Source organism: Cryptosporangium arvum DSM 44712, from assembly GCF_000585375.1.
GTDB lineage: Bacteria > Actinomycetota > Actinomycetes > Mycobacteriales > Cryptosporangiaceae > Cryptosporangium > Cryptosporangium arvum.
Genome location: NZ_KK073874.1, coordinates 8051529 through 8075713, shown reverse-complemented (window position 1 = coordinate 8075713; position 24185 = coordinate 8051529). Strand labels below are relative to the sequence as shown.

The following is a 24185-nucleotide window of genomic DNA, read 5'->3' as shown; positions in this document are numbered from 1 at the left end:
GTGACCGGCGAGCGGGTTTCGGAGGAGAATCTTCCCCCCGTGGGCTACGTAGAAGCATCGGGGCTCGGGCACACGCTGCCCGACGGACGTGAATTGTTCCGCGACGTGTCGTTCCGGGTGGGGGAGGGCGCCACCGTCGCGCTCGTCGGCGCGAACGGCGCCGGCAAGACGACGCTGCTGCGGATGATCTCCGGCGACCTCCCTCCGCAGGCCGGGTCGGTGGTGCGGGTCGGTGGCCTCGGCGTGATGCGCCAGTTCATCGGTTCGGTGCGTGACCAGACGACAGTGCGCGACCTGCTCGTCGGGCTCTCGCCGGCGCCGTTGCGCGCCGCCGGCGAGGCGCTGGAGGCCGCTGAGCTCGCGATGATGGAGCGCGAGGACGAGCCCACCCAACTGCGCTACGCCGACGCGCTCGTCGGCTGGGGTGACGCCGGCGGGTACGACGCCGAGGTGCTGTGGGACACGGTGACCGTCGCCGCGCTCGGCGTGCCGTTCGACCGGGCGCAGCACCGGATGGTGCGCACGCTCTCCGGCGGCGAGCAGAAGCGGCTCGCGCTCGAGGCCCTGCTCCGTGGCCAGGAAGAGGTGCTGCTGCTCGACGAGCCGGACAACTACCTCGACGTGCCGGGCAAGCGCTGGCTGGAGGATCGGCTGGTAGAGACCCCGAAGACCGTGCTCTTCGTCAGCCACGACCGTGAGTTGCTCGCCCGCACGGCCACCCACGTCGTCACGCTCGAGGCGCACTCGGCCTGGGTGCACGGCGGCGGCTTCACCAGCTACCACGACGCCCGCACCGCCCGCCTGGATCGGCTCGACGAGTTGCACAAGCGGTGGAACGAGGAGCACCAACGGCTGAAGGACCTCGTCCGGACGCTGCAGCAGCAGGCGAAGAACAGCGAGGCGATGGCGGCCAAGTACCACGCCATGCAGACGCGGCTGGCGAAGTTCGAGGAGGCCGGGCCGCCGCCGGAGCGCCCGGTGACCGAGAACGTGAAGATGCGGCTGGGCGGCGGGCGCACCGGCGTCCGGGCGGTGACGTGCGTCGGCCTGGAGCTGAGCGGGCTGATGAAGCCGTTCGACCTGGAGGTCTACTACGGCGAGCGGGTGGCGGTCCTCGGGGCCAACGGCAGCGGCAAGAGCCATTTCCTGCGGTTGCTCGGCGGGGACACGGTCATCCACAGCGGGTCCTGGAAGCTGGGTGCCCGGGTCGTCGCCGGGCTGTTCGCACAGACGCACGAGCACCCGGAGTGGGTCGGCAAGCCGCTGGTGGAGATCCTCGGCCGCGGTTCCGGCACCCGGCGGGGCCTCGACCGCGGCCGTGCGATCTCCGCGCTGCGCCGGTACGGGCTGCAGTCGCAGGCCGACCAGGACTTCGCGACGCTCTCCGGCGGCCAGCAGGCCCGGTTCCAGGTGCTGCTGCTCGAACTGTCGGGGTGCACGCTGCTGCTGCTCGACGAGCCGACCGACAACCTGGACGTGCAGTCGGCCGAGGCGCTCGAGGACGGGCTGGCGGCCTTCGACGGCACCGTGCTCGCCGTGACGCACGACCGCTGGTTCGCGCGCAGCTTCGACCGGTTCCTGTCCTTCGCCGCCGACGGAGAGGTCCGCGAGACCGACGAGCCGGTGTGGGACTCCGGCCGCGTCGAGCGCGTGCGTTAGGCGTCCCGGCGTCGGACCGCGACCCATCCGCTGATCAGCGCGGCGGCGGCCCAGAGGCCGAGCAGCGCGAGCCCGGTCCACGGGCCGTAGTCACGGGCCCAGCGGGGGTCGTCCTGCGGCCCGGCGAGGTGCATGGCCACCCAGCCCAACTGGTCGGGCAGGTACTGCGTGACCCGGCTGATCGCCGGGACGTTCCCGAGGCCCTGCGATCCGAGGAACAGGAGCGGCAGCAGCACGCCGAGCGCGACGACCGGGCTGCGCACCAGCATCGCGAAGCCGAGCGCGAACAGGCTGATCAGGACCAGGTAGAGCCAGGCGCCGAGGATCGCCGGTGCCGCTCCCGGCCCGCCGGGCGCGGCTCGCGCCGCCACGAACGCCACGGCGACGACCACCGCGGCGCCCGGCGCCAGGAACCCGAGGACCGCTCCGATCTTGGCGGCGACGAACCGTCCGCGCCGGGGGACCGCGGCCAGCGACACCCGGATCAGACCGGACCGGTACTCCTCGCCGACCGCCAGCACCGCGAAGACCACGAGCGGGATCTGGGCGATCGTCAGGCCGTAGAACGCGGTGAACAGCGGATCGACGTCGGCGACGGCCCGGCCCCGGAAGGCCGCTCCGAGCAGCGCGCCCGACCCGGCGGACACGGCGACGGCCAGAGCGAACGTGATCGCCGTCGATCGCACGGTCCGGAGCTTGATCAGCTCGGCGCGGACGGCGCTCATCCGGCCCCGCGTTCCACGAGCCGGAGAAACGCGCTCTCGAGGTCGCCGTCGCCGCCGACGAACTCGTCCAGCGGGGTGTCCGCGAGCAGCCGTCCGCGGGCCAGCACCAGGAGATGGTCGGCGGTCAGCGCCATCTCGCTGATCAGGTGGCTGGAGACCAGCACGGTGCGGCCCTCGGCGGCGAACGCCCGCAACGTCCCGCGCAGCCAGCGGACGCCGGCCGGGTCCAGCCCGTTGGTGGGCTCGTCGAACACCAGCACCGGCGGGTCGCCGAGCAACGCTGCCGCGATACCGAGCCGCTGCGCCATGCCGAGTGAGAAGCCGCGTGTCCGGCGGCGCCCGACGTCGTCCAGATCGACCTGCCGGAGCACCTCGTCGACCCGGGCGGGCGGGATCCGGTTGGACCGGGCGAGCCAGAGCAGGTGGTGGTACGCGCGGCGTCCGCCGTTCGCGGCGGTACCTTCCAGCAGCGCGCCGACCCTTCGGAGCGGGTGCGTGAGATCCCGGTAACGCACGCCGTCCACGAGGGCTTCACCTCCGGACGGTCGGTCGAGGCCCAGGAGCATGCGTAGCGTCGTCGACTTGCCCGCACCGTTGGGCCCGAGGAAGCCGGTCACCCGCCCGGGCCGGACGGTGCACGTGACGTCGACGACGGCCGGCGTCCGCCCGTAGCGTTTGGAGAGGTTGCGCAGTTCGAGCACGTCTCGACGCTAAGGACGCCGAGCGGGCGCGTCAGCTCGCGAAAGTCGCACCCGGCGGAAACGAAAGTAGGCGGTGACGCCGGCTCGTAGCCTGCTGGTCATGGGACATCGCGTCGCCGCCGCCCTCCTGCCGTCGGCCGCATTCGCCGGTGAGCTGCTGACGATCCCCGCGGTCCACTCGTCCGCCCTCGGCGCGGCCGTACACGTGGTCGTGGCCGGAGCGGCGATCCTCGCCGCGGGCCGGTGGCCGACGGTCGCGTTCGTCGTCGCCGTGGTTCTCGCGAGCGTCACCGGCTCGGCGTACGTCCTGCTGCTGTGGACGGCGTTCCGGGCGGGGCGGCACGGGCGATCGCCGCTGACCGCGGTGGCGGCCGTCGGGGGCCTCGGCGTCCCGGTCGTGGTGGCGCTCACCGAGCCGTCGCTGCGGGCGATCACGCCTTACCTCGTCTTCGTGGTGCTGCCGGTGGTCGCCGGCCGGTACCTGCGCCAGCACGCGGACCTCCTCGCGGCGCTGCGCGAGCGCAACCGGGAGCTCCGCCGGGCCCGGGAACTGTCGGCCGAACGGGAACGGCTCCGGGAGCGGCTGCGCATCGCGCGCGACATGCACGACGCGCTCGGACACCGGCTCGGCCTGGTGTCGATCCAGGCGGCGGCGCTGGAGGCCGGCGACCTGCCGGTCGGGCAGCGGCAGGCGATCACCCGGCTCGCCGAATCGGCCCGGGACGCGCTCGGCGAGCTGCACGAGGTCGTCGGCGCGCTCCGGCACGGCGACGACCTCGACGCTCCGGGGCTCGACGGCCTCGACGCACTGGTCGAGGGGTACGTCCGGGCCGGCCTGGCCGCCAGCCTCTCGCGCAGCGGGCCGGTGGGCCGGTTGGGCCCGGACGCGGATCGCGCGGCCTACCGGGTGGTGGAGGAAGGGCTCACCAACGCCGGGAAGCACGCGCCGGGCCGCCCGGTGACGGTGACGCTCGACTGGGAGTCGGACGCGCTTCTGCTCACGATCGTGAACCCCGTCGACGGCGTCACGGCGTCCGGCGGTGGCCACGGTGTCGCCGGGATGCGTGAGCGCGTCGAGGCGTTGGGTGGGTTCGCGGAGCTTCGCTGCGTGGGCGGTGAGGCTCGGCTCAGCGTGCTGCTTCCCACCGAGGCCCAGGACGCGGGACCGTCGACCGGCCGCCGGGCGGCTCTGCTCGGCGCGACGACCGCGGTGTTGTTGTTCGGGGTGCTGCCGGCCGCGATGCTGGTCGGCGCCGGATGACGATCCGGGTGCTGATCGCCGACGACGAGCCGCTGATCAGGGCCGGCATCCGCGCCGTGCTGGAGTCGACCGACGACCTCACGGTCGTGGCCGAGGTGGCCGACGGGCGAGCCGCCGTCGAGCGGGCCGGTGCGCCGGGCGTCGACGTCGTGCTCGTCGACATCCGGATGCCCGGGTTGGACGGCCTGGGGGTCGTCGAGGAACTGCGCCGACGCGACCTCGCGGTGCAGGTCGTCGTGCTGACGTCGTTCGGCGCGGAGCCGAACGTGCTCAGGGCCGTGCGCAACCGCGCGGCGGGGTTCCTGCTCAAGAACTGCTCGCCGGCCGAGTTGACCGCCGCGGTGCGGGCCGTGCACGCGGGTGAGGCGTACCTGTCTCCGTCGGCCGCCCGGATCGTGCTCGAGCAGGTCGCGCCCGCGGACCCGGGAGCGCGGCCGGCCGCTCGGGCCCGCCTGTCGGTACTCACCCCGCGGGAGCGTGACGTCGCCGGACTGGTCGCCGACGGGCTCTCGAACGCACGCATCGGCGAGCGCCTCCACACCAGCGAGGCGACCGTGAAGACGTACGTCAGCCGGGTGCTGACCAAGCTCGGCTGCGAGAACCGGGTGCAGATCGCGCTGATCGTGCGTGATTCGCGTTAGCGGCGTTTGTCCAGGGCGTCGATCACGTAGTAGAGGAAGTCCTGGGAGCAGGTGTCGATGACCGGGTCCTTCTCGGCCTTCTTGCCCGAGGTGTACGCGCCGCTGGAGAACACCAGCCAGTGGCCGTACGCCTTGCGGTAGAACCACCAGTCCTTCTTGCCCGACTGCCCCTCGGCCGCGACGTTGTGCCGGCGCGGGACGAAGCTGCCCGCGGTGCTGCCCTTGATCGCGGTCTCGGCCTGGGCGGCGGTCGCGGCGTCCGGGAAGTTCAGCGCGCCGAACGTGACCGCGCAGCTCGTCGTGGTGTTCACCGCGGTGACGCTCGTCACCTCGGAGCACTTCAGCTTCTTCACCAGCGCGACCGCTCCGCCGTCGACGGACTTGCCGCAGTCGGCGGCCTTGTCCTGGCCGGTGCGGTTGTAGCTGCCGCTGGTGGAGAGCGTGTACTTGGGCAGGCTGATGGCCGTGAGCTCGAGCGGCGCCGGGTCGGTCTCGCGGGAGGCGAGCTTGTCGCCGCCGCCGCTCGCCGACGTGGACGGGCTCGCACTCGCGGGCTCGCTCGGGGACGGGGTATCGCTGGACGCGGAGGGCTTCGGGGCGGCCGCCTTGTCGGTCGAGTCGTCGTCCCGGAAGAACAGGAAGCCGCCGATGCCGACCAGTACGAGTACCAGTACGGCCGCGCCGGCGATGATCGCGATCAGCTTGCCGCGACCACCGTTCTCCTCCGCCGGCGGCTCGTCGAGCCGGGGACGGGTGGGGTTCAGGGACGACGAACGGTCACCCTCCGCGCGGGCCGGTAAATCGCTCCCGTACCCGTAGGAGGAGCCGTACGGGTCACCGCCGGGGCCTTCCAGCGGCGGGTAGGCCGCCGGTGCGCCGCTCGAAGGCGCCCCGCCGTACGGGGGGCCGCTCTGCGGTGGGCCGCCGTAGGGCGGGCCGCTCTGGGGTGCGCCGCTCTGGGGTGCGCCGCCGTAGGGCGGGGCGCTCTGGGGTGCGCCGCCGTACGGGGCGCCGGTGTCGTACGGGGGTGCGCTCGGCTGGGCGTTCGCCGGCGCGGCGCCGTACTGGGTGTCCGCGTAGCGCGGGTCGTTCTGGAAGCGCGGGTCGGCGCCGTACTGCTGGGTGGAGTCGTCGTACCGCGGGTCGCCGTACTGCTGGCCGCCGTACTGCTGCTGCTCCCCGTACTGTTGCTGCTCGCCGTATTGCGGTTGCCCACCGCCGTACTGCTGCTGCTCGCCGTACTGCGGGTTCTCGTACTGCTGCTGGGCGCCGTACGGCTGCTGGCCCCCGTACTGCTGCCCCTCGTACTGCTGCCCGTCGTACGGCTGCTGCGGGCCACCGCCGTACTGCGGTTGCTCTCCGTACTGCTGCTGGCCGCTGTACTGCTGGGCGCCGCCGTACTGCTGCTGGCCGCCGTAGTGGGCGTCGCTGTGCTGACGGGGGTCGTCGTACTGCTGATCGGTGTACTGCTGCTCGGCGTACGGAGCCTGCTGCGCCGGGTAACCCTGCTGGTCGGGATAGCCCTGCTGCTCCTGGTACCCCTGATAACCACCCTGCTGGTCGGGGTAGCCGCCATATGCCTGCGGGTCGGGCTGCTGCGGCGGCGTCGCGTGCTGGCCCGACGGGCCCTCCTGGTGCCCCGGCCCCTTGGGCGACGGCTCGAACCAGCTGCGCTCCTGTTCGGGGTAGTCCTGCGGCGGGTAACCTGCCTGCTGCGGCGGGTAACCCGGCTGCTGACCCCCGTACTGGTACGGCAGATCACCCGACGGCGGCTGGTTCGCGGGGTCGGGCTCGTCGGCACCGGGCCGACCGTGGGGTGGGCTGTCCCAACCCGGGTGGCCCGGAGGCGGCGTGGTCATGCCGCCGAGCCTACTTACCCTCCGCAGCACCCGTGCGTCGCATTCCCCAGGCCGCCTATCACACGGCCCGGGGCGCCGCTTTTGACCATGCTCGAATTTGCCGGGTATCCTTGGCTGCTGTTGCGCGCTTCATGCTTCCGCGGGGTTGACTCGCCCGGATCAATTGCGCGCTCAACCGCCGGTGAGCGGCCAGCGGACCCGAGAACTGACGAGACAAGGTAGACCCGTGCGTACGTTTAGCCCGAAGGCCGGAGACGTCCAGCGTCAGTGGCACGTCATCGACGCGAACGACGTCGTCCTCGGACGGCTCGCGACCCACGTAGCGCAGCTGCTGCGCGGCAAGCACAAGCCGATCTTCGCGCCCCACGTCGACACCGGTGACTTCGTCATCGTCGTCAACGCGTCCAAGGTTGCCCTGACCGGTAACAAGCGTGAGACGAAGGTCGCCTACCGGCACTCCGGTTACCCGGGCGGCCTCAAGCGCGTCGGTTACAACGAGCTGCTGGAGACGCGGCCGGAGCGGGCCATCGAGCTCGCGGTCCGCGGCATGCTTCCGAAGAACAAGCTCGGTCGCCAGCTGCTGAGCAAGCTCAAGGTCTACGCCGGCCCGGAGCACCCGCACAGCGCTCAGAAGCCGACGCCGTTCGAGATCAACCAGGTCGCCCAGTAAATCCGCGACATCGCAGCCAGCAGTAGGAGACTTTTAGCGTGACCATCCCTGTCGTCGCGGAGAAGCCGATCCAGACGGTCGGCCGCCGCAAGGAGGCCATCGTCCGGGTCCGGCTCGTGCCGGGCACCGGCCAGTTCAAGCTGAACGGCCGCACCATCGAGGAGTACTTCCCGAACAAGGTGCACCAGCAGCTCATCCGTGAGCCGTTCGTGACCCTCGAGAAGGCCGAGCAGTACGACGTCATCGCGAGCCTGCGTGGCGGCGGCATCACCGGTCAGGCCGGTGCGCTCCGGCTCGCGATCGCGCGTGCGCTGATCACCGTCGAGCCCGACGACCGCCCGGCGCTGAAGAAGGCCGGCTTCCTCACCCGTGACCCCCGGGTCAAGGAGCGGAAGAAGTACGGTCTGAAGAAGGCGCGCAAGGCGCCCCAGTACAGCAAGCGCTGATTCAGCGAGGTTCGACCCGGCCGGTGGCAGTCTCGCCACCGGCCGGTGTGTTACACGGGGGGCGGCCTGGTCCGGGCAGTGCAACGTCGCGCGCCCGACAGGATTGCACTGCTCGACCCATTACGGTCGGCCCCGTGAGGCCAATGAACCCGTACCGCTCGCACCGAGCGGTCGTGACCTCCGCGGAGTGGCGGGACTGATGGGTCGTCTGTTCGGTACCGACGGAGTACGAGGCCTCGCCAACGGCGACCTCACGCCGGAACTCGCGATGGCGGTGGCCGTCGCGGCGGCGCACGTACTGGCCGGGGTAGAGGGACCACGACCGAAGGCCGTCGTGGGGCGTGACCCCCGGGCCAGCGGCGAGATGCTCGAGGCGGCGGTCTGCGCCGGCCTCGCCAGCGCGGGCGCGGACGTGACGAGAGTCGGCTCGCTGCCGACTCCCGCGGTCGCCCACCTCACTGCCGAGCTCGGCGCCGACCTCGGCGTCATGCTGTCGGCGAGCCACAACCCGATGCCCGACAACGGCATCAAGTTGTTCGCCCGGGGCGGTCACAAGCTTCCGGACGAGATCGAGGACGCGATCGAGGAAGCGATCCGGCACAACGCGGCCCGCGAGTGGACGCGTCCGGCCGGCGCCGGCGTCGGCCGCATCGGTGACTTCCACGACGGCGGCGAGCAGTACGTCGAGCACCTGCTCACGACGCTCACCCACCGCCTGGAGGGCATCACCGTCGTCGTCGACTGCGCGAACGGCGCGGCGTCCGCGGTCGCCCCCGAGCTCTACCGGCGCGCCGGTGCGACGGTCATCCCGATCGCGGCCGAGCCCGACGGCCTGAACATCAACGAGGGCGTGGGCTCCACCCACCTCGACGTCGTCCGGAAGGCCGTGCTCGAACACCGGGCCGACATCGGCATCGCCCACGACGGCGACGCCGACCGCTGCCTCGCGGTGGACGCCGACGGCAACACGGTCGACGGTGACCAGATCATGGCGATCATCGCGCTGGCGATGAAGGACGCCGGGACGCTCATCGAGGACACCCTCGTCATCACCGTGATGAGCAACCTGGGCCTGACGCTCGCGATGAAGGACGCCGGGATCTCGCTCGTCACCACCGGCGTCGGCGACCGGTACGTGCTCGAGGCACTGCGGGCGCGGGGTCTCGCGCTGGGCGGTGAGCAGAGCGGCCACGTCGTGATGCCCGCCCATGCCACCACCGGCGACGGACTGCTGACCGCGCTGCACCTGATGGCCCGGATGGCCTCCAGCGGCAAGACGATCGCCGAGCTGGCGGGCGCGGTCACGCGGTTGCCGCAGGTGCTGATCAACGTCCGGGTGCAGGACAAGGCCGCGGTCGCCGCGGCCGAGTCGGTCGCCGCCGCCGTCGCGGAAGCCGAGCGGGAGCTGGGCGAGACCGGGCGGGTGCTGCTGCGCCCCTCGGGCACCGAGCGGCTGATCCGGGTGATGGTCGAGGCCGCCAGCCAGGAAGACGCCGAAGCCGTCGCCCACCGCATCGCGAAAGTGGTCGCCGACGTCGGCTGACGTGTCGTTCGTGCGCTGAGCGGCAATGGTTGCCGTCATGAGTTCCACCGTCATTGCGGACCGGCGGCTCCTGGTTCGCTTCGGGCTAGCGCTCGTCGCCGCGTGCGTCGTAGCGGTGCCGGTCGCGATCCTGGCTGTCGTCGTCAAGAACGTCGACGGCCCGGTGGCGGGGCTCGATCTCGACATCGCGCAGGCTCTGAACGGCTTCGCCACCGCGCACCCGTGGTTCGTCGACGTGCAGAAAGCCATCTCGAGCGTCGGGCGCCCGGAGACGTTCCGGCTGGTCGCGACGGTCGCCGCGCTCTGGCTGCTGGCCGTGGACCGTCCCCGGCTCGCGCTCTGGGCCCTGGTGACGACGTGGGGCGGCGCGCTGCTCGGCGTCGTACTGAAAGAAGTGGTGGAACGGGCGCGGCCAGGGCTTCCGGACGCGGTCGCCTACGCCGACGGGTACTCGTTCCCGTCGGGCCACGCCCTCGGCGCGTTCGTCGGCTGTGCGGTCCTGCTGCTGCTCTGGCTGGACCGGGGGAGGGTGCCCAGGGTCGGCTGGGTCGCGGCGGTGACGGTCGTGGCCGCGGTCTGCTTCTCGCGGATCGCGCTGGGCGTGCACTTCCTCAGCGACGTGATCGGCGGCTGCCTCGTCGGCCTGGGCTGGGTCGCCGCGACGACGATCGTGTTCCGGACCTGGCGACGCGAGGCGGGGTGGGGCGACACGCACGTGCTGACCGCGGGGATCGAGCCCGAGCGCACCGAGCCGGACGTCGATCCGCGGCCGCTGCCGGGTTTCCGCGCCGCCGTCGGCGAGGTGGCGCACTGGGTTCCGCGGCTGATCCTGCCCTGGGCCGGGCTCGTCGCGGTCACGCTCGGTGCGGGGTGGCTCGTCGCGAGGACACACCCGGACGGCGGGCTCCCCGGGTGGTTCGCCACGCACCGCACGCCCACCCTGGACGACGTCACCGCGTTCGCGTCGCTGCTCGGTGAGACGTCGACGATCACGATCGTCACGGTCGTCAGCGGGCTCGCCGCCCGGCTGGTGTACCGACGCTGGCTGGAGCCGGCTGCGATCGTGCTCGCCGTCGTCGGCGAGGTGTGGGGTTTCCTGCTGGTCTCCTCGATCGTCGATCGGCCCCGGCCGGACGTCCAGCACCTCGACATCGCGCCGCCGACCAGCAGTTTCCCGTCCGGTCACACGGCCGCGACGGTGGCCTGCTACGGCGCGCTCGCGGTGCTGTTCGCCCGCCGGACCGGCAAGCACCCGGGGCGCTGGCTGGCCGCCGTCGGCGTGCTGGCGGTCCTCGTCGGGCTGAGCCGGGTCTATCGCGGTATGCACCATCCGACCGACGTGGTGGGCGGCGCGGCCTATGGGGCGGTGTGGCTGACGATCGTCGCGGTGCTGATGTTGCGGAAATCACCGGCCGCTGACCGGCTTACTGTCCGAAAGGTCGAGAGTTAACGCCGAACGTCGCTCTGTGTCATCCCGGCATAGGGGTCCGGGTAGTCGCTTGGGTAACCTCGGCACCATGTGTGGAATCGTTGGCTATACCGGCCCGCGTCGCGCGGTCGACATCGTCGTAGAGGGCCTCCGCCGGCTCGAGTACCGGGGCTACGACTCCGCCGGGATCGCCGTGGTCGACGGCGGCAAGATCGCCGTGGAGAAGAAGGCCGGCAAGCTGGCCAACCTCACGAGCGTGCTGGCCGACCCGAGCAGCGTCCTCGGCAGCACGGATGCGTCCACCGCCATCGGTCACACGCGCTGGGCCACCCACGGTGGCCCCACCGACCGCAACGCGCACCCGCACCTCTCGGCCGATGGCAGCGTGTCGGTCATCCACAACGGCATCATCGAGAACTTCGCGGTGCTCCGCGCCGAGCTCGAGGACCGCGGGGTCGAGTTCCGCTCCGACACCGACACCGAGACCGCCGCACACCTGATCGCCGAGGCGTACTGGTCGCTCGACGGCCAGAACTACGGCCACACCAGCACCGACGAGAGCACCGGCCGGCTGGCCGAGGCGATGCGCATCGTCTGCCGCCGGCTCGAGGGTGCGTTCACGCTGCTCGCCGTCCACCGGGACGTGCCGGGCGTCGTCGTCGGCGCGCGCCGCAACTCGCCGATGGTGGCGGGTCGCGGCCAGGGTGAGAACTTCCTCGCCTCCGACGTGTCCGCGTTCATCGAATACACCCGGGACGCGGTCGAGCTCGGCCAGGACCAGGTCGCCGAGGTCACCGCGGACGGCATCGTCGTCACCGACTTCGCCGGCGGGGCCGCCGAGGTGCGCGACTACCACGTCGACTGGGACGTCTCGGCCGCCGAGAAGGGCGGCTACGACTACTTCATGCTCAAGGAGATCGCCGAGCAGCCGCAGGCCATCGCCGACACGCTGCGTGGGCGCCTGACCGAGCACGGCGAGATCTCGCTCGACGAGGTGCGCCTCACCGACCAGGATCTCCGCGACATCGACAAGATCTTCGTCATCGGCTGCGGAACGTCGTACAACGCCGGCCTGGTCGGAAAGTACGCGATCGAGCACTGGACGCGTATCCCGGTCGAGGTGGAGCTGGCCAGCGAGTTCCGCTACCGCGACCCGGTGCTCGACCGGTCGACGCTGGTCATCGCGATCAGCCAGTCCGGCGAGACGATGGACACGATCATGGCCCTGCGCCACGCCAAGGAGCAGAAGGCGCGTGTCCTGGCGGTCTGCAACACGAACGGCTCGACGATCCCGCGCGAGTCCGACGGTGTGCTCTACACGCACGCCGGGCCGGAGATCGCGGTCGCGTCGACGAAGGCGTTCGTCACCCAGATCATCGCGGTCTACCTGGTCGGCCTGCACCTCGCGCAGATCCGCGGCATCAAGTACTCCGACGAGGTCGCGGCGATCGTCGACCAGCTGAAGGCCACACCGGACGCGGTCGCCGAGGTGCTCCAGACGATGGAGCCGGTGCGCAAGCTGGCCCGGGACCTGTCCGGCTCGCAGCAGGTGCTGTTCCTGGGCCGGCACGTCGGGTACCCGGTGGCTCTGGAGGGCGCGCTCAAGCTCAAGGAGCTCGCCTACATGCACGCCGAGGGCTTCGCGGCCGGCGAGCTCAAGCACGGCCCGATCTCGCTCATCGACGACGGGGTGCCGGTGGTCATCACGGTTCCGTCGCCGCGTGGGCGCAGCCTCCTGCACGACAAGATCGTGTCGAACATCCAGGAAGTGCGGGCCCGGGGCGCGCGGACGATCGTCATCGCCGAGGAAGGCGACACCGCGGTCGAGCCGTACGCCGACCACCTCATCCGGGTGCCGCGGACGACGACGCTGCTCGCGCCGCTGACCACCGTGGTGCCGCTGCAGGTGCTGGCGTGCGAGATCGCCGCCGCGCGCGGCAACGACGTCGACCAGCCGCGCAACCTGGCCAAGTCGGTCACGGTCGAGTAAGACCCCAACCGCCGTCGGAACTGATCACCTGGCCGGTGACCCACCCGGCTTCCGGGCCCACCAGCCAGGCGATCAGCTTCGCGGCGTCATCGGGCTGCCCCCAGCGTCCGAACGGGGCCTTGGGCCGCGACTCCTCGATGAGGTCCGCGCTCGCCCACCCCGTATCGGTCGGGCCCGGGTTCACGCAGTTCACCGTGGCGTACGGCGCCAACGCCGCCGCCAGGCTCGGCGTCATGCCGGCCAGCGCGGCCTTGCTCGAGGCGTACGGGATCTCCAGCGGCATCGGCCCCTGGCCCTGTCCCGAGGTCAGGAGCACGACCCGCCCGTCCGGAGCCTCGCCGCGCACCGCCGCGAACTCCTTCACGAGCAGCAGCGTGGCCCGGGTGTTCACCGCGTACGACAGGTCGATCTCGGCTGCCGTCACCTCGCTGAGCGGGCCCCACGGCACCGACCGCGCGTGGTTCGCGACGAGGATGTCCAGCCGCCCGAACTGATCGAGCGCGGACCCCACGAGCGTGCGTGGCGCCGCCGGATCGGACAGGTCGGCCGCCGCGGTGGCGACCCGCCCCCCGCCGGTGGCCAGGTCCATCGCCACCGAGCGCAGACCGTCGGCACCCCACGGCTGGGCCTCGTCGTGCGCGTCCCAGCCGTGGAGCAGGAGCGACGCGCCGTCCGCGACGAGACGGCCGGCGATCGCGGCGCCGATACCCGCCTTGCGGCTGGCTCCGGTGATCAGGGCAACTCGACCAGTGAGAGGTGGCACGGGAGACACGGTGCCACTGTTGCGACCCGACATGCCAGGGTGTGAAGCGTGATCGTCAGTGTCGGTATCGACGTCGTGCTCGTCGAACGGTTCGCCGCCGCGGTGGCCCGCACCCCGCACCTCGCGGAGCGGTTGTTCACCGCGGCCGAACGCGTCAATCAGGAAGGCCACCCGCGTCCGGCGGATTCGCTGGCGGCGCGGTTCGCGGCCAAGGAAGCCGTCGCGAAGGCGCTCGGCGCTCCCCACGGGCTCAAATGGCACGACTGCGAGATCGTTCCGGACGACGCCGGCCGTCCGTGGCTGGACGTCAAGGGCACCGTCGCCGAGGCCGCCGCGAAGGCCGGCATCGCCCGCTGGCATCTCTCCCTCTCCCACGACGGCGGGATCGCCTCGGCGATGGTCGTGGCGGAGGGCGCATGAGCTCCGGCCCGCGGAACCGGCCTGACGACGATGTCCTCACCGGCGCGTGGTCGGTGGAGGCGATCAGGGCGGCCGAGCACGAGGCGATGGCGCACGTCCCCCCGGGTGCTCTGATGCGCCGGGCCGCGGCCGGCCTGGCCCGGCGGTGCGTCGAGGTCCTGGACCGGGTCTACGGCGCGCCGGTCGTGCTGCTGGTGGGCAAGGGCGACAACGGTGGTGACGCGTTGTTCGCCGGTGCCGCGCTGGCCCGCCGCGGTGCGGTGGTGCGGGCGGTCGCGGGCGTCCAGGACGAGCGGGTGCACCGCGCCGGTCTGACCGCGTTGCGAGCGGCCGGCGGGCGGCTCGTCGAACTCGAGGACGTCCGGGAACGGCCGGCCGTGGTCGTCGACGGGCTGCTCGGCATCGGTGGGCGCGGTGGTCTGCGCCCGGACGCCGCCCGGCTGGCCCTCGCCGCGGAACAGTGGCGTGCGCACGGGTCGGTTGTCGTCGCGGTCGACCTGCCCAGCGGCGTCGACGCCGACACCGGCGAAGTGGCCGGCGCGGCGGTCACCGCCGACGTCACGGTCGCGTTCGGGAGCCTCAAGGCCGGTCTGCTGGTGGGTGAGGGTGCCGTGCGGGCCGGGCTGGTGGAGATCGTCGACATCGGGCTGAGTTTCCCGGCCGAGCCGCTCGCCCGCCTGGTCACCGCGGACGCGGTCGCCCGCTGGTGGCCCCGCCCCGGCCCGTCCGACGACAAGTACACCCGTGGTGTCGTCGGTGTCGCGGCGGGCTCGGAGCAGTACCCGGGTGCGGCGATCCTCTGCACGGGTGGGGCACTCTCCGGCCCGTCGGGCTATGTCCGGTACGCCGGCGCGGCCCGTGACGCGGTCCGTACGGCACACCCCGAGGTCGTCTCCGCGCCGTCGGTGGCCGACGCCGGCCGGGTGCAGGCCTGGGTGGTGGGCTCCGGTCTCGGTACCGACGACGACGCGGTGGACGCCGTCCGGCAGGTACTCGCCACCGATCTCCCCGTGCTGCTGGACGCCGACGGCCTGACGATCGTCGCCCGCGAGCCGGCGCTGGTGCGTGATCGCGAGGCTCCCACCCTCCTCACCCCCCACGACCGGGAGTACGCGCGCCTGGCCGGTGACGTCGGCCCCGACCGGATCGACACCGCCCGCCGCGCGGCCCGCGAACTGGGCGTCACCGTGCTGCTCAAGGGCTACCGGACGGTGATCGCGAGCCCGGACGACGCGCCCGTGTACGTCGTCAAGGCCGGCGTGCCGGAGTTGGCCACCGCAGGCACCGGCGACGTCCTCTCCGGGGTGATCGGCTCGCTGCTCGCCGGCGGCGTGCCACCGGCCGAGGCCGCGGCGGCGGGTGCGTTCGTGCACGGCACCGCGGGGCGGCTCGCCGCCGAGGCCGGCCCGGTCGTCGCGTCGCGCGTCCTCGATCACCTTCCGGCGGCGGTTCAGCGGACCGTTCGATAACGAACCATTGACGAGTGGCTCCGAGACCTACTCTCAGGCCATGCGGCGCCCCTACCTCGCCGGCCTGCTGACGGGCATCGGAGCAGTGTTCCTCGCGCTGCTCGTCGTCCTCGTGTTCGTCTGGCTGGACGAGAACGAACCACTGGCGTTACCCGGCAGCCGGAACGTGACCCGCACGCCGAGCGACGAGGTCGACGTGCCCTTCCGCGGGCAGCTCCCGCCGAGTGTCGTGCCGCCTTCGCCGCCGCGATCAGTGCCGTCGGAGCCGCCGCCGGCCGGTGTGGCCGGAGCGTGCGACCGGGTGCTCCGCCACGTCGACACCGCGATCGGTCTGTTGCGCTCGCTGCCCACCATCGACCCTGATCTGGCGGCCTGGAACCGGAACAGCGCCGACCTGCTGGCCGACGTGTCGTGGGCGCCGCGCTCGATGCGCCAGCCGATCCGGATCGTCCACCGCGCCGTCCGGCAGGCCCTCTACTGGTTCGCCACCAGCGACCCGGCGCCGTTCATCCAGGTGGCCGAAGCCGAGCGGGCCCGCACCGAGTTGCACGCGCTGTGCGACCGGCCGCAGCCCCGGCCGACCGAGACGTCACCGCGCGCCCCCAGCCCCAGCCCGAGCCCGAGCACGTCCAGTCCTCCACCGGATGTCCGTGTATGAGCCCACGCCTGGGAGAATGGACGCCATGGTGCAAGCGGAAGTGGTGATCGACCTGGATGCGATCCGGGCGAACACCGCACACCTGGCAGAGCGCGCGGCCACGCGTTCCGCGGCCACGATGGCCGTCGTGAAAGCCGACGGGTACGGGCACGGCGCGGTGCCGGCCGCCCGGGCCGCGCTGGCCGGCGGCGCCACCTGGCTCGGGGTGGCCACGGTCGCCGAGGCCGTCGAACTGCGCACCGCGGGCATCGGCTCCCCGATGCTCAGCTGGCTCAACGGGCCGGGCACCGACTTCACCCCGGCGGTGAGCACGGACGTCGACCTCGGTGTCCCGAGCGTCCGCGTGCTCGACGAGGTCGTCGCCGCCGCGAGAACCACCGGGAAGACCGCACGCGTGCACCTGAAGGTCGACACCGGACTCGGGCGCTCCGGCGCCGCCCCGGCCGACTGGCCCGACCTGCTCACCGCCGCGGCCAAGGCCCAGGCCGACGGCATCATCGAGGCGGTCGGCGTCTGGAGCCACTTCGCCTGCGCCGACGAGCCCGGCCACCCGTCGATCGCGGCGCAGCTCGGCGTGTTCTCCCAGGCGCTGGAGATCGCCGAGAAGCAGGGCATCCGTCCGCAGGTGCGCCACCTGGCCAACTCGGCCGGAACGCTCACCCTGCCGCAGGCGTACTTCGACCTGGTGCGCCCGGGCGTCGCGCTCTACGGGCTCTCGCCGAACCCCGCGCGGATCGAGGCCCCACTGCGGCCGGCGATGACCTTGCGCGGCGAGGTGCTCATCGCGAAACGCGTCCCGGCGGGCCACGGCGTGTCCTACGGGCACACGTACCACACCGCCACGGAGACGACGCTCGCGCTGATCCCGCTCGGGTACGCCGACGGCATCCCGCGCCAGGCGAGCGGCCGGGGCCCGGTTCTGCTCGGCGGGGAACGGCGGACGATCGCCGGGCGCGTCTGCATGGACCAGTTCGTCCTCGACGTGGGGGACGATCCGGTGTCCGCCGGCGACGAGGCCGTCCTGTTCGGCCCGGGCGGGCCGAGCGCCGACGACTGGGCCGACGTGGTCGGCACGATCAACTACGAGATCGTGACGCGGATCGGGGCGCGCGTCCCGCGCCGTTACGTCGGGACGGGGGCCTAGGCATGGGACTGGCGAAAGGTGCGTTCGGCCTGGCCGGGGCGCTGGTCGGCTCGATGGCCGCCGGCGCGGCGGCCGGGGTAGCGGCCGAGCGGTTCGCGACCCGCCGCCGGCGCCGCATCGGTGATCCCTACGCTGACGAGCCGTTCGGCGCGCTGCCCTACGACAGCGCGCAGATCGTCACCGCGGACGGCGTCGACGTCTACGTCGAGGTCGTCGAGGCCGACGGCGAGCCGGACCTGACCGTGGTCTTCGTGCACGGGTTCGCCCTGGACATGGGCACCTGGCACTTCCAGCGGCGGGTGTTCACCGGTCACGAGGACCCGAAGCTGCGGATGGTCTTCTACGACCAGCCCGGCCACGGGCACTCCGGACCCCGCCCGGACGGCGACTACACGATCGACCAGCTGGCCGACTCGCTCGCCGAGGTGATCACCAAGGTCGCCCCCGACGGCCCGCTCGTGCTGGCCGGGCACTCGATGGGCGGCATGACGCTGATGGCGCTGGCCGAGCGTCATCCCGATCTGGTGCTCGACCGGGTCGTCGGCGCCGCGCTGATCTCGACGTCCGCCGGCCATCTCGACGACGTCGCGCTCGGGTTCCCGCCGATCGTCGCCTGGCTGCGCGGCGCGCTGACGCCGACGCTGGCGAAGGTGCTGCGCTGGCAGCCGATCATGGCCGAGCGGGGCCGCCGCTCGGGCAGCGACCTCGCGTACCTGCTCACCGAGCGGTACGGGTTCGGCACCGCGAACCCCAGCCCCGCGCTCGTGGAGTACGTGGAGCGGATGAACGACGGCACCCGGGTCGAGGTGATCGCCGGGTACCTGGGCACGCTGTCGAAGCACGACCGGTACGCCGCTCTGGAGGCGTTCGCGGGCATCGAGACGCTCGTCGTCTGCGGCGACCGCGACCTGCTCACGCCGGTCGAGCACACCCGGGAGATCGCGAAGCTGCTGCCCGGAGCCGCGCTGCTGGAGGTCGCCGACGGCGGCCACTGCACGCTGATGGAGCACGCCGACGCGACGAACGAGGCCCTGCTCGAGCTGTTCCGGCGGTCCGCGCAGGTGGCGGCGGGACGCCGGCCGACCGAGGCGCCGCACCGCACCGAGGTGGCGGCGGCCAAGCAGCGTCGCAGCTGGGCACGGCGCGCGGGCGGACAACAACGACGAGCGCTGGAGAAGATCCTGCGCCGGAAGGGTGCTTGATGGAGCTCAAGACCCCCGAGGACACCCGTGCGCTCGGCCGATCGCTGGCCCCGCTGCTCCGGGCCGGTGACCTGATCGTGCTCGTCGGCCCGCTCGGCGCCGGGAAAACCCAGCTCACCCAGGGGATCGGGGCCGGTCTCGGGGTCCGCGGCGCGGTCACCAGCCCGACCTTCGTGATCTCACGCATCCACCCCGGCGGCCGGCTTCCCCTGGTCCACGCCGACGCCTACCGGCTGGGCGACGTCGCCGAGGTCGACGATCTCGACCTGGACGCGGACGTCGACGCGGCGGTCACCGTGGTGGAGTGGGGCGCCGGGCTCGTCGAGCAGCTCACCGATGCCTACCTGGAGATCCGGCTCGACCGCGACGAGGACTCCGACGTGCGTGTCGCCACCCTGGTGCCGCACGGCGGCGACTGGCCCGACCGGCTACGCGCGCTGGCCCAGTAGCCGGAACGTCGGCAGCGCGCCGAGCAGGCCGGACGCCCACGCGAGGACGAACACCCAGCTCGGCGACGTCTGCGCGACGATGGCACCGGCCACCGCGGCGCCGGTCGAACTGCCGACCAGGAACGCGGTGATCAGCCACGCGAACGCCTCGGTCACCGTGCCTTCGGGGGCGAGCCGGTCGATGACGAGGAACGTCAGCGTCATCAGCGGGGGCAGAGACAGGCCGCTGACCAGCGTCAGCCCGAGCGCGAGCGGGAAGATTCCGGGGTCGGTGGGCAGGAACGCCAGCGGCAGGTAGCCGAATCCCAGCGTGACGAACAGCCAGGGGAGCACCCGGCCGGGCGAGTACCGGTGCGAGCGGCCGGAGAACCAGACGCCGCCGATCAGCGCGCCGCCCGCGTTGGCCGCGACCAGCCAGGTGGTCCAGCCGCGGTCGCCGGACGCCTCGCTGAACGCCGACGCGGCCACCGGGAACGTCCCGATCGCCAGCCCGATCAGCGAGATGCCGAGGTAGAGGCGGCGGAGCCGGGGCGGGCGCAGCGCACCGGCCCAGTGCCGCTCGCCCACCTCGGTCGGACGCCACTGGCGCGACGCCGGCGCCACCGCGAACCAGAGCGCGCCGGTCAGCCCGATCGCCGCCGCCGCGTAGAGCCCACCGGCGGGGCCGAACGAGTTGGCCAGCAGCACCAGCAGCGGGCCGGCGACGAACACCAACTCCTGCGCGGCGGCGTCGAGCGCGTAGATCTTGGGCACGTCGGGGCCGGACAGCAGACCGGGCCAGATCGCGCGCAGCCCGGGTTCGAGCGGCGGGGTGGCCGCACCCGCGACGGCGGCGATCACCAGGCCACCGACGACGCCGGAGAACGGCAGCAGGGCCAGCCCGACCGAGCTGATCACGCCACCGCCGACGATGATCCGGGTCTGGCCGGTACGGTCCATCCAGCGGGCCAGCAGCGGCTGGCCGACCGCGCCCCCGGCCGTGTACGCCGCGGCGAACAGGCCGGCGACGCCGTACCCCACGTCGGAGCCGCGGCTGAACAGCACGAGCGCGACCGGGACCATACCGGTGGGGAGGCGTCCGAGCAGGCTGGAGGCGAGCAGCCGGGCGACGAAAGGTCGTCGGAGCAGGGCGAACGGTGACACGGGTATTCCTCGGTGAGCAGGGACGGGGTCAGCGGCCCGCGGCTCCGGGGAAGTCACCACGCTCGCGGTCGTCGCCGTAGAGCGGCAACTGAACCTCGAGCGAACGCATGGGCGAAGTATGCCGCACCGGTGCGATCGGAGTGCAACAGGGCTGCGAGCAGCGGGAACTCCGTGCGGGGTGCGGGTCGCGGTGGCACGATCGAAAGGACGTCGTCGCTGCCGCCGCCCGGAGGTCCGCCTTGCCCCTCTCCGTCGCCTCGATCCTCGCCGAGACCGCCGCTCGGCGTCCGAACCACACCGCGTTGGTCCTCGGCGACCTGCGGCTGCCCTACGCCGCGGTCTGGGACCAGGCCAAGCGGTACGCCGCGGTGTTCAGGGCCCAGGGCATCGGCCCGGGCGACCGGGTCTCGATCCTCATCCCGAACACGCCGCACTTCGTCTTCGCGTACTACGGCGCGGCGGCGCTGGGCGCGGTCGTCGTCCCGGTGCACGCGCTGCTGCGTGCCGAGGAGATCGAGTACGTCCTCAAGGACTCCGGCTCCAAGCTGTTCGTCTGCGCAGGCCCGCTGCTGGGTGAGGGCGCCAAGGGCGCGGAGCTGGCCGGGGTGCCACTGTTCACGGTCCTGAGCGGCGACGCCGAGGCTCCGCGCCTCGACGAGCTCGCCCAGCAGGCCGAGCCGATCGCCACCTACGAGCAGGCCGAGCCCGACGACGTCGCGGTGATCCTGTACACGTCGGGCACGACCGGCAAGCCCAAGGGCGCGATGCTGACGCACCTCAACATCGTGATGAACGTCGACACGAGCGTGATCTCGTCGTTCGACACCAGCCCGGACGACGTCGTCCTCGGCTGTCTGCCGCTGTTCCACTCGTTCGGCCAGACCGTCTCGTTGAACGTGACCTTCCGGGCCGGCGGCACGCTCGTGCTGATGCCGCGCTTCGACGGGCCCGGCGCGCTCGCGCTGATGCTCAAGGAGAAGGTCACCAACTTCATCGCGGTGCCGACGATGTACATCGCGCTGCTCGACGCCCTGCGCGACGCCGATTCGGACGAGAAGCCGCCGCTGCGCCTCGCGATCTCCGGCGGCGCCTCCCTGCCGCTGGCCGTCCTCGAACAGTTCGAGCAGGTCTTCCAGATCCCGGTCTACGAGGGCTACGGCCTCACCGAGACCTCCCCGGTCGCGACGTTCAACCAGAAGGGCTGGCCGACGAAGCCGGGCACGGTCGGGCGGCCGATCTGGGGTGTCGACGCCGAGATCGCGCGGCCGGAGATCGAGGAGCGGATCGAGTTCCTGCCCACCGGTGAGCTGGGCGAGATCGTCATCCGCGGCCACAACATCATGAAGGGCTACCTCAACCGGCCCGAGGCCACCGCCGAGGCCATCGTCGACCGCTGGTTCCGCACCGGCGACCTCGGCACCAAGGACGAGGACGGCTACATCACGATCGTCGACCGCAAGAAGGACATGGTGCTGCGCGGCGGGTTCAACGTGTACCCGCGCGAGGTCGAGGAAGTGCTCATGCGCCACCCCGACGTCGCCCAGGTCGCGGTGATCGCGGTGCCGCACCCCACGCACGGCGAAGAGGTCTGCGCGGTGATCGTCCCGACCCCCGGGGCGTCGCCCGACAAGGAGCAGATCATCGGCTGGGCCAAGACGAACCTGGCCGGCCACAAGTACCCGCGGATCATCGAGTTCGTCGACTCGTTCCCGCTCGGCCCGTCCGGCAAGGTCCTCAAGCGCGAGCTGAAGACCCGGTTCAACTAGCGAACACCGCGAACGCCGCCGACCAGGGGTTTAGTCGGCGGCGTTCGGTGTGTGCGTTGATGGTGCATGCGAGTGGGGCCGCAGCGGTCGATGGTTGCCGATCCGTGATCGAAGAGTGATCCGCACCCGGCCGACCGCCCGAGAAACAAATGGAGCTTCGTACCGGTCGTGCCGGTACGAAGCTCCATCGGGCGGGCCCGGAGGTCAGCCGGTGATCTGGAGGTTCTTCAGCAGGTACTCGCAGCCGGTCTTGATGTCGGCCTCCTGGTCCGCCCACTGGCAGCGCACCTGGATCTGCTGGTTCTTGTACAGCAGGAAGTAGCTGTACGCGTTCGCGAAGTCGAACTTGAACTCGTACCGGAAGCCCCGGTACCCGTTGTAGTTCACGTTCTGCCGGGTCGTGGCGTCCTGGCCGATCTGCTTCACGAGGCCGTCGTACTCGTTCTGCAGCGCCGCGTCGCTCACCGACGTCGAGTCGATCTTCAGCGTGTACGAGTCCACGACCAGCAGGTCGTCGGCCTCACCGGCGCTCTTCGCCATCGCGGCCGTGTGGTCGGGGGCCCCACCGGTGTTGTCGGAGCTCGGCGTGACGACCTCCTGGAAGCCCTTCGGCACCCGGGTGGTGAACGGCGCGCCGGCCGGGGCGACCTCGGGACGGCTGGTGTCGATCGACGGCCCGGTGGCGCTCGGCGAGGCCGAGGCACCCTGCGAGGGCAGCGTGGTGGCCGACGGCGCGGTCGGCTTGCTGCTCGCGGACGTCTCGTTCGTGTCGCTGTTGGCGACCAGCCAGCCGCCGATGCTGCAGACCGCGATGATGATGACGGCCACGGCGATGATGCCGCCGACGATCACGCCGGTGTTCTTCTTCTTGGGCGGGGTCGGCGGCGGGAAGCCACCGGGAGCGCCGTACGCGCCGGCGGGCTGCGCGTAGGGGTCGGCGGGCTGGGCGTAGGGGTCAGCGCCGTAGGCGCCGGCGCTGGGGTTGCCGTACGCACCCGCGCTCGGGTTGGCGTACGGGTCGTTGGGTAACGGCGCGGTCGGATTCGCCGGCGGCTGTCCGTAGGGCGCGCCGGAACCCGGCTGGCCGTAGGGGGCACCGGAACCGGGCTGGTCGTACGGCGAGCCCGAGGATGGCTGGTTGTACGGCGAGCCCGAGGAGGGCGGCTGGCCGTACGGGTTCGCCGGCTGACCGTAAGGGTCAGACGGCTGCCCGCCATAGGGCTGGTTCGGGTCGTAGCTCACTGCCTCGTTCCGTTCTCTCCGTCTAGGTCCAGCGCGGCGTGAATGAAGAGCACGCTAGGTGGAGCGGGAGGGCCAGACAACCATCTCGGAGGCTTCACCGCACTACTAGCGTGACCAGTGTGACGACGGGATGTTCCGTATCTCCTGGTTCGGGCGCCCCGGGCTTGGTCGGCCGGGCTCACCAGCCCTGACTTCTGTCCAGCTTGCTGCGCCGACGTCGTTTTCGCTGTGCTGATGCCGACGCAATCACTGTCGCGTACCGGACACAGCTATCACACCCCCGTTCAGGTGATCGTCAGCGTCGCGAGCAGGTCGTCGCAGCCCCGGAGCACGTCGTCCTTCCGGTCGGCCCACCGGCAGAGCACCTGCACCATCGTCGTGCCCTTGAAGACGAAGTAGCTGTAGGCGTGCGCGCCGCCGTAGGCGAAGTCGTAGCGATACGCGGAGTAGCCGTGCACGGACGTGGCCTGCCCGGTCTTCGGGTCGTGCCCCAGCGCGGTGACGCCGGAGTCGATCTCGGTGCGCAGCGCGTTCTCGGCCAGCGACCCGGTGTCGACCGGGAGCGTGCCCGAGCCGGTCAGCAGGATGTTCGTGGTGTCGCCCTCGGCGAGCACGGCGGCTGCGGGGTGCTCCAGGGTGCCGCGGAGATCGGCCGGTGCTTCGATCGAGACGAATCCGCTCGGGAGCCGGACGCGGTAGGGCGCACCGGCGGGCGGGACGGCCGGCCGCGTGGCCTCGGCGGACGGGCTGGGCGAAGCACCGCTGCGGGCGGCCAGCAGGATCCCCCCGAAGCCGCAGCCGAGCACGATCAGCACCGGGATCACGACCGCGGCCACGATCCCCAGCGCGATCCACCCCGAGTGTCCCCGCCGCGGTGGGGGAGGCGGTGGAGCGGGCGCGTACTGCGGGTTCGGCTCGTACAGCTCGTAACTCACGTCGACCTCCCGGTCCTGGAAGCGGCCCGTCCCACAGCGTGGGGGCTCCGGACCGGCTCGACCGTGGGGG

At 72.1% G+C, this 24185-nt stretch carries 21 protein-coding genes and 1 pseudogene; 15 read left to right on the top strand and 7 right to left on the bottom strand.

Features of this window, described 5'->3' with window-relative positions:
• Window positions 1-39 precede the first annotated feature (39 nt).
• The gene (locus tag CRYAR_RS51055; RefSeq protein WP_035857793.1) at window positions 40-1659 is read left to right on the top strand and encodes an ATP-binding cassette domain-containing protein; all 1620 of its coding nucleotides are present in this window, start codon (window positions 40-42) and stop codon (window positions 1657-1659) included.
• Here the strand turns inward: CRYAR_RS51055 and CRYAR_RS36795 are convergent.
• Both CRYAR_RS36795 and CRYAR_RS36790 read right to left on the bottom strand, forming a co-directional pair.
• Entirely contained in the window at window positions 1656-2384 is a 729-nt protein-coding gene (locus CRYAR_RS36795; protein ID WP_035857792.1) for an ABC transporter permease, read from the bottom strand. The genes CRYAR_RS51055 and CRYAR_RS36795 overlap by 4 nt on opposite strands.
• Before the next feature lie 56 nt (window positions 2385-2440).
• Window positions 2441-3085: pseudogene (locus CRYAR_RS36790) on the bottom strand (ATP-binding cassette domain-containing protein); the annotation flags it as partial.
• 100 nt (window positions 3086-3185) lie between these two features.
• Here CRYAR_RS36790 and CRYAR_RS44130 point away from each other — a divergent pair.
• Window positions 3186-4346, top strand: coding sequence for a sensor histidine kinase (locus tag CRYAR_RS44130; protein WP_157018341.1), 1161 nt, complete (start codon window positions 3186-3188; stop codon window positions 4344-4346).
• Window positions 4343-4987: a response regulator gene (locus tag CRYAR_RS36780; RefSeq protein ID WP_035857790.1), complete on the top strand. Its 645-nt coding sequence runs from the start codon at window positions 4343-4345 to the stop codon at window positions 4985-4987. The genes CRYAR_RS44130 and CRYAR_RS36780 overlap by 4 nt, the downstream gene beginning before the upstream one ends.
• On the opposite strand, the gene CRYAR_RS36775 is transcribed toward CRYAR_RS36780, so the two are convergent.
• Window positions 4984-6846, bottom strand: coding sequence for a flagellar basal body-associated FliL family protein (locus CRYAR_RS36775; protein ID WP_035857789.1), 1863 nt, complete (start codon window positions 6844-6846; stop codon window positions 4984-4986). The two genes, CRYAR_RS36780 and CRYAR_RS36775, sit on opposite strands and share 4 nt — an antisense overlap.
• A gap of 226 nt (window positions 6847-7072) precedes the next feature.
• Between CRYAR_RS36775 and rplM the strand changes: the two genes are divergently transcribed.
• The 5 genes from rplM (at window position 7073) to glmS (ending at window position 12924) form a co-directional block, all read left to right on the top strand.
• A complete protein-coding gene (gene rplM / locus CRYAR_RS36770; protein WP_035857788.1) occupies window positions 7073-7516 on the top strand; it encodes a 50S ribosomal protein L13 in 444 nt (147 codons plus the stop codon).
• A gap of 38 nt (window positions 7517-7554) precedes the next feature.
• Window positions 7555-7962, top strand: a complete 408-nt coding sequence (gene rpsI / locus CRYAR_RS36765) for a 30S ribosomal protein S9 (RefSeq protein WP_035857787.1) — start codon at window positions 7555-7557, stop codon at window positions 7960-7962.
• Between the two features lie 199 nt (window positions 7963-8161).
• Window positions 8162-9505 carry a phosphoglucosamine mutase gene (gene glmM, locus CRYAR_RS36760; protein WP_035857786.1) on the top strand — a complete coding sequence of 448 codons (1344 nt, stop codon included), beginning with the start codon at window positions 8162-8164 and terminating at the stop codon, window positions 9503-9505.
• A gap of 37 nt (window positions 9506-9542) precedes the next feature.
• On the top strand, window positions 9543-10955 hold the full coding sequence (locus tag CRYAR_RS36755; RefSeq protein ID WP_051571423.1) for a phosphatase PAP2 family protein: 1413 nt from the start codon (window positions 9543-9545) through the stop codon (window positions 10953-10955).
• Window positions 10956-11022: 67 nt separating this feature from the next.
• Complete coding sequence (glmS, locus tag CRYAR_RS36750) at window positions 11023-12924, top strand: glutamine--fructose-6-phosphate transaminase (isomerizing) (RefSeq protein WP_035857785.1); 1902 nt, start codon at window positions 11023-11025, stop codon at window positions 12922-12924.
• Here the strand turns inward: glmS and CRYAR_RS36745 are convergent.
• On the bottom strand, window positions 12911-13687 hold the full coding sequence (locus tag CRYAR_RS36745; protein WP_211247819.1) for an SDR family oxidoreductase: 777 nt from the start codon (window positions 13685-13687) through the stop codon (window positions 12911-12913). The two genes, glmS and CRYAR_RS36745, sit on opposite strands and share 14 nt — an antisense overlap.
• Window positions 13688-13735: 48 nt before the next feature.
• Here CRYAR_RS36745 and CRYAR_RS36740 point away from each other — a divergent pair, with 48 nt between their 5' ends.
• From CRYAR_RS36740 to tsaE, 6 genes are read left to right on the top strand one after another with little or no spacing between them, the layout of a single operon-like run.
• Window positions 13736-14107: a holo-ACP synthase gene (locus CRYAR_RS36740; protein ID WP_035857784.1), complete on the top strand. Its 372-nt coding sequence runs from the start codon at window positions 13736-13738 to the stop codon at window positions 14105-14107.
• Window positions 14104-15576 (top strand): NAD(P)H-hydrate dehydratase, encoded by a 1473-nt coding sequence (locus CRYAR_RS36735; RefSeq protein WP_084701438.1) that lies wholly within the window; start codon window positions 14104-14106, stop codon window positions 15574-15576. The genes CRYAR_RS36740 and CRYAR_RS36735 overlap by 4 nt, the downstream gene beginning before the upstream one ends.
• Before the next feature lie 40 nt (window positions 15577-15616).
• On the top strand, window positions 15617-16234 hold the full coding sequence (locus CRYAR_RS36730; protein WP_035857783.1) for a hypothetical protein: 618 nt from the start codon (window positions 15617-15619) through the stop codon (window positions 16232-16234).
• A gap of 25 nt (window positions 16235-16259) precedes the next feature.
• Window positions 16260-17378 carry an alanine racemase gene (alr, locus tag CRYAR_RS36725; protein WP_035869279.1) on the top strand — a complete coding sequence of 373 codons (1119 nt, stop codon included), beginning with the start codon at window positions 16260-16262 and terminating at the stop codon, window positions 17376-17378.
• Between the two features lie 2 nt (window positions 17379-17380).
• A complete protein-coding gene (locus CRYAR_RS36720) occupies window positions 17381-18580 on the top strand; it encodes an alpha/beta fold hydrolase (RefSeq protein WP_051571421.1) in 1200 nt (399 codons plus the stop codon).
• On the top strand, window positions 18580-19029 hold the full coding sequence (tsaE, locus tag CRYAR_RS46390) for a tRNA (adenosine(37)-N6)-threonylcarbamoyltransferase complex ATPase subunit type 1 TsaE (protein WP_035857782.1): 450 nt from the start codon (window positions 18580-18582) through the stop codon (window positions 19027-19029). Before CRYAR_RS36720 ends, tsaE begins: the two co-directional genes overlap by 1 nt.
• Here the strand turns inward: tsaE and CRYAR_RS36710 are convergent.
• Window positions 19009-20172, bottom strand: coding sequence for an MFS transporter (locus CRYAR_RS36710; protein ID WP_051571420.1), 1164 nt, complete (start codon window positions 20170-20172; stop codon window positions 19009-19011). The two genes, tsaE and CRYAR_RS36710, sit on opposite strands and share 21 nt — an antisense overlap.
• Window positions 20173-20411: 239 nt before the next feature.
• Between CRYAR_RS36710 and CRYAR_RS36705 the strand changes: the two genes are divergently transcribed.
• Window positions 20412-21938: a long-chain-fatty-acid--CoA ligase gene (locus CRYAR_RS36705; RefSeq protein WP_035857781.1), complete on the top strand. Its 1527-nt coding sequence runs from the start codon at window positions 20412-20414 to the stop codon at window positions 21936-21938.
• Window positions 21939-22142: 204 nt separating this feature from the next.
• Here the strand turns inward: CRYAR_RS36705 and CRYAR_RS44125 are convergent, their stop codons facing one another.
• Together CRYAR_RS44125 and CRYAR_RS36695 are read right to left on the bottom strand one after the other, a co-directional pair.
• A complete protein-coding gene (locus CRYAR_RS44125; protein WP_051571419.1) occupies window positions 22143-23180 on the bottom strand; it encodes a hypothetical protein in 1038 nt (345 codons plus the stop codon).
• A gap of 284 nt (window positions 23181-23464) precedes the next feature.
• Window positions 23465-24115 (bottom strand): hypothetical protein, encoded by a 651-nt coding sequence (locus tag CRYAR_RS36695; RefSeq protein ID WP_035857780.1) that lies wholly within the window; start codon window positions 24113-24115, stop codon window positions 23465-23467.
• Between the last annotated feature and the right edge of the window lie 70 nt (window positions 24116-24185).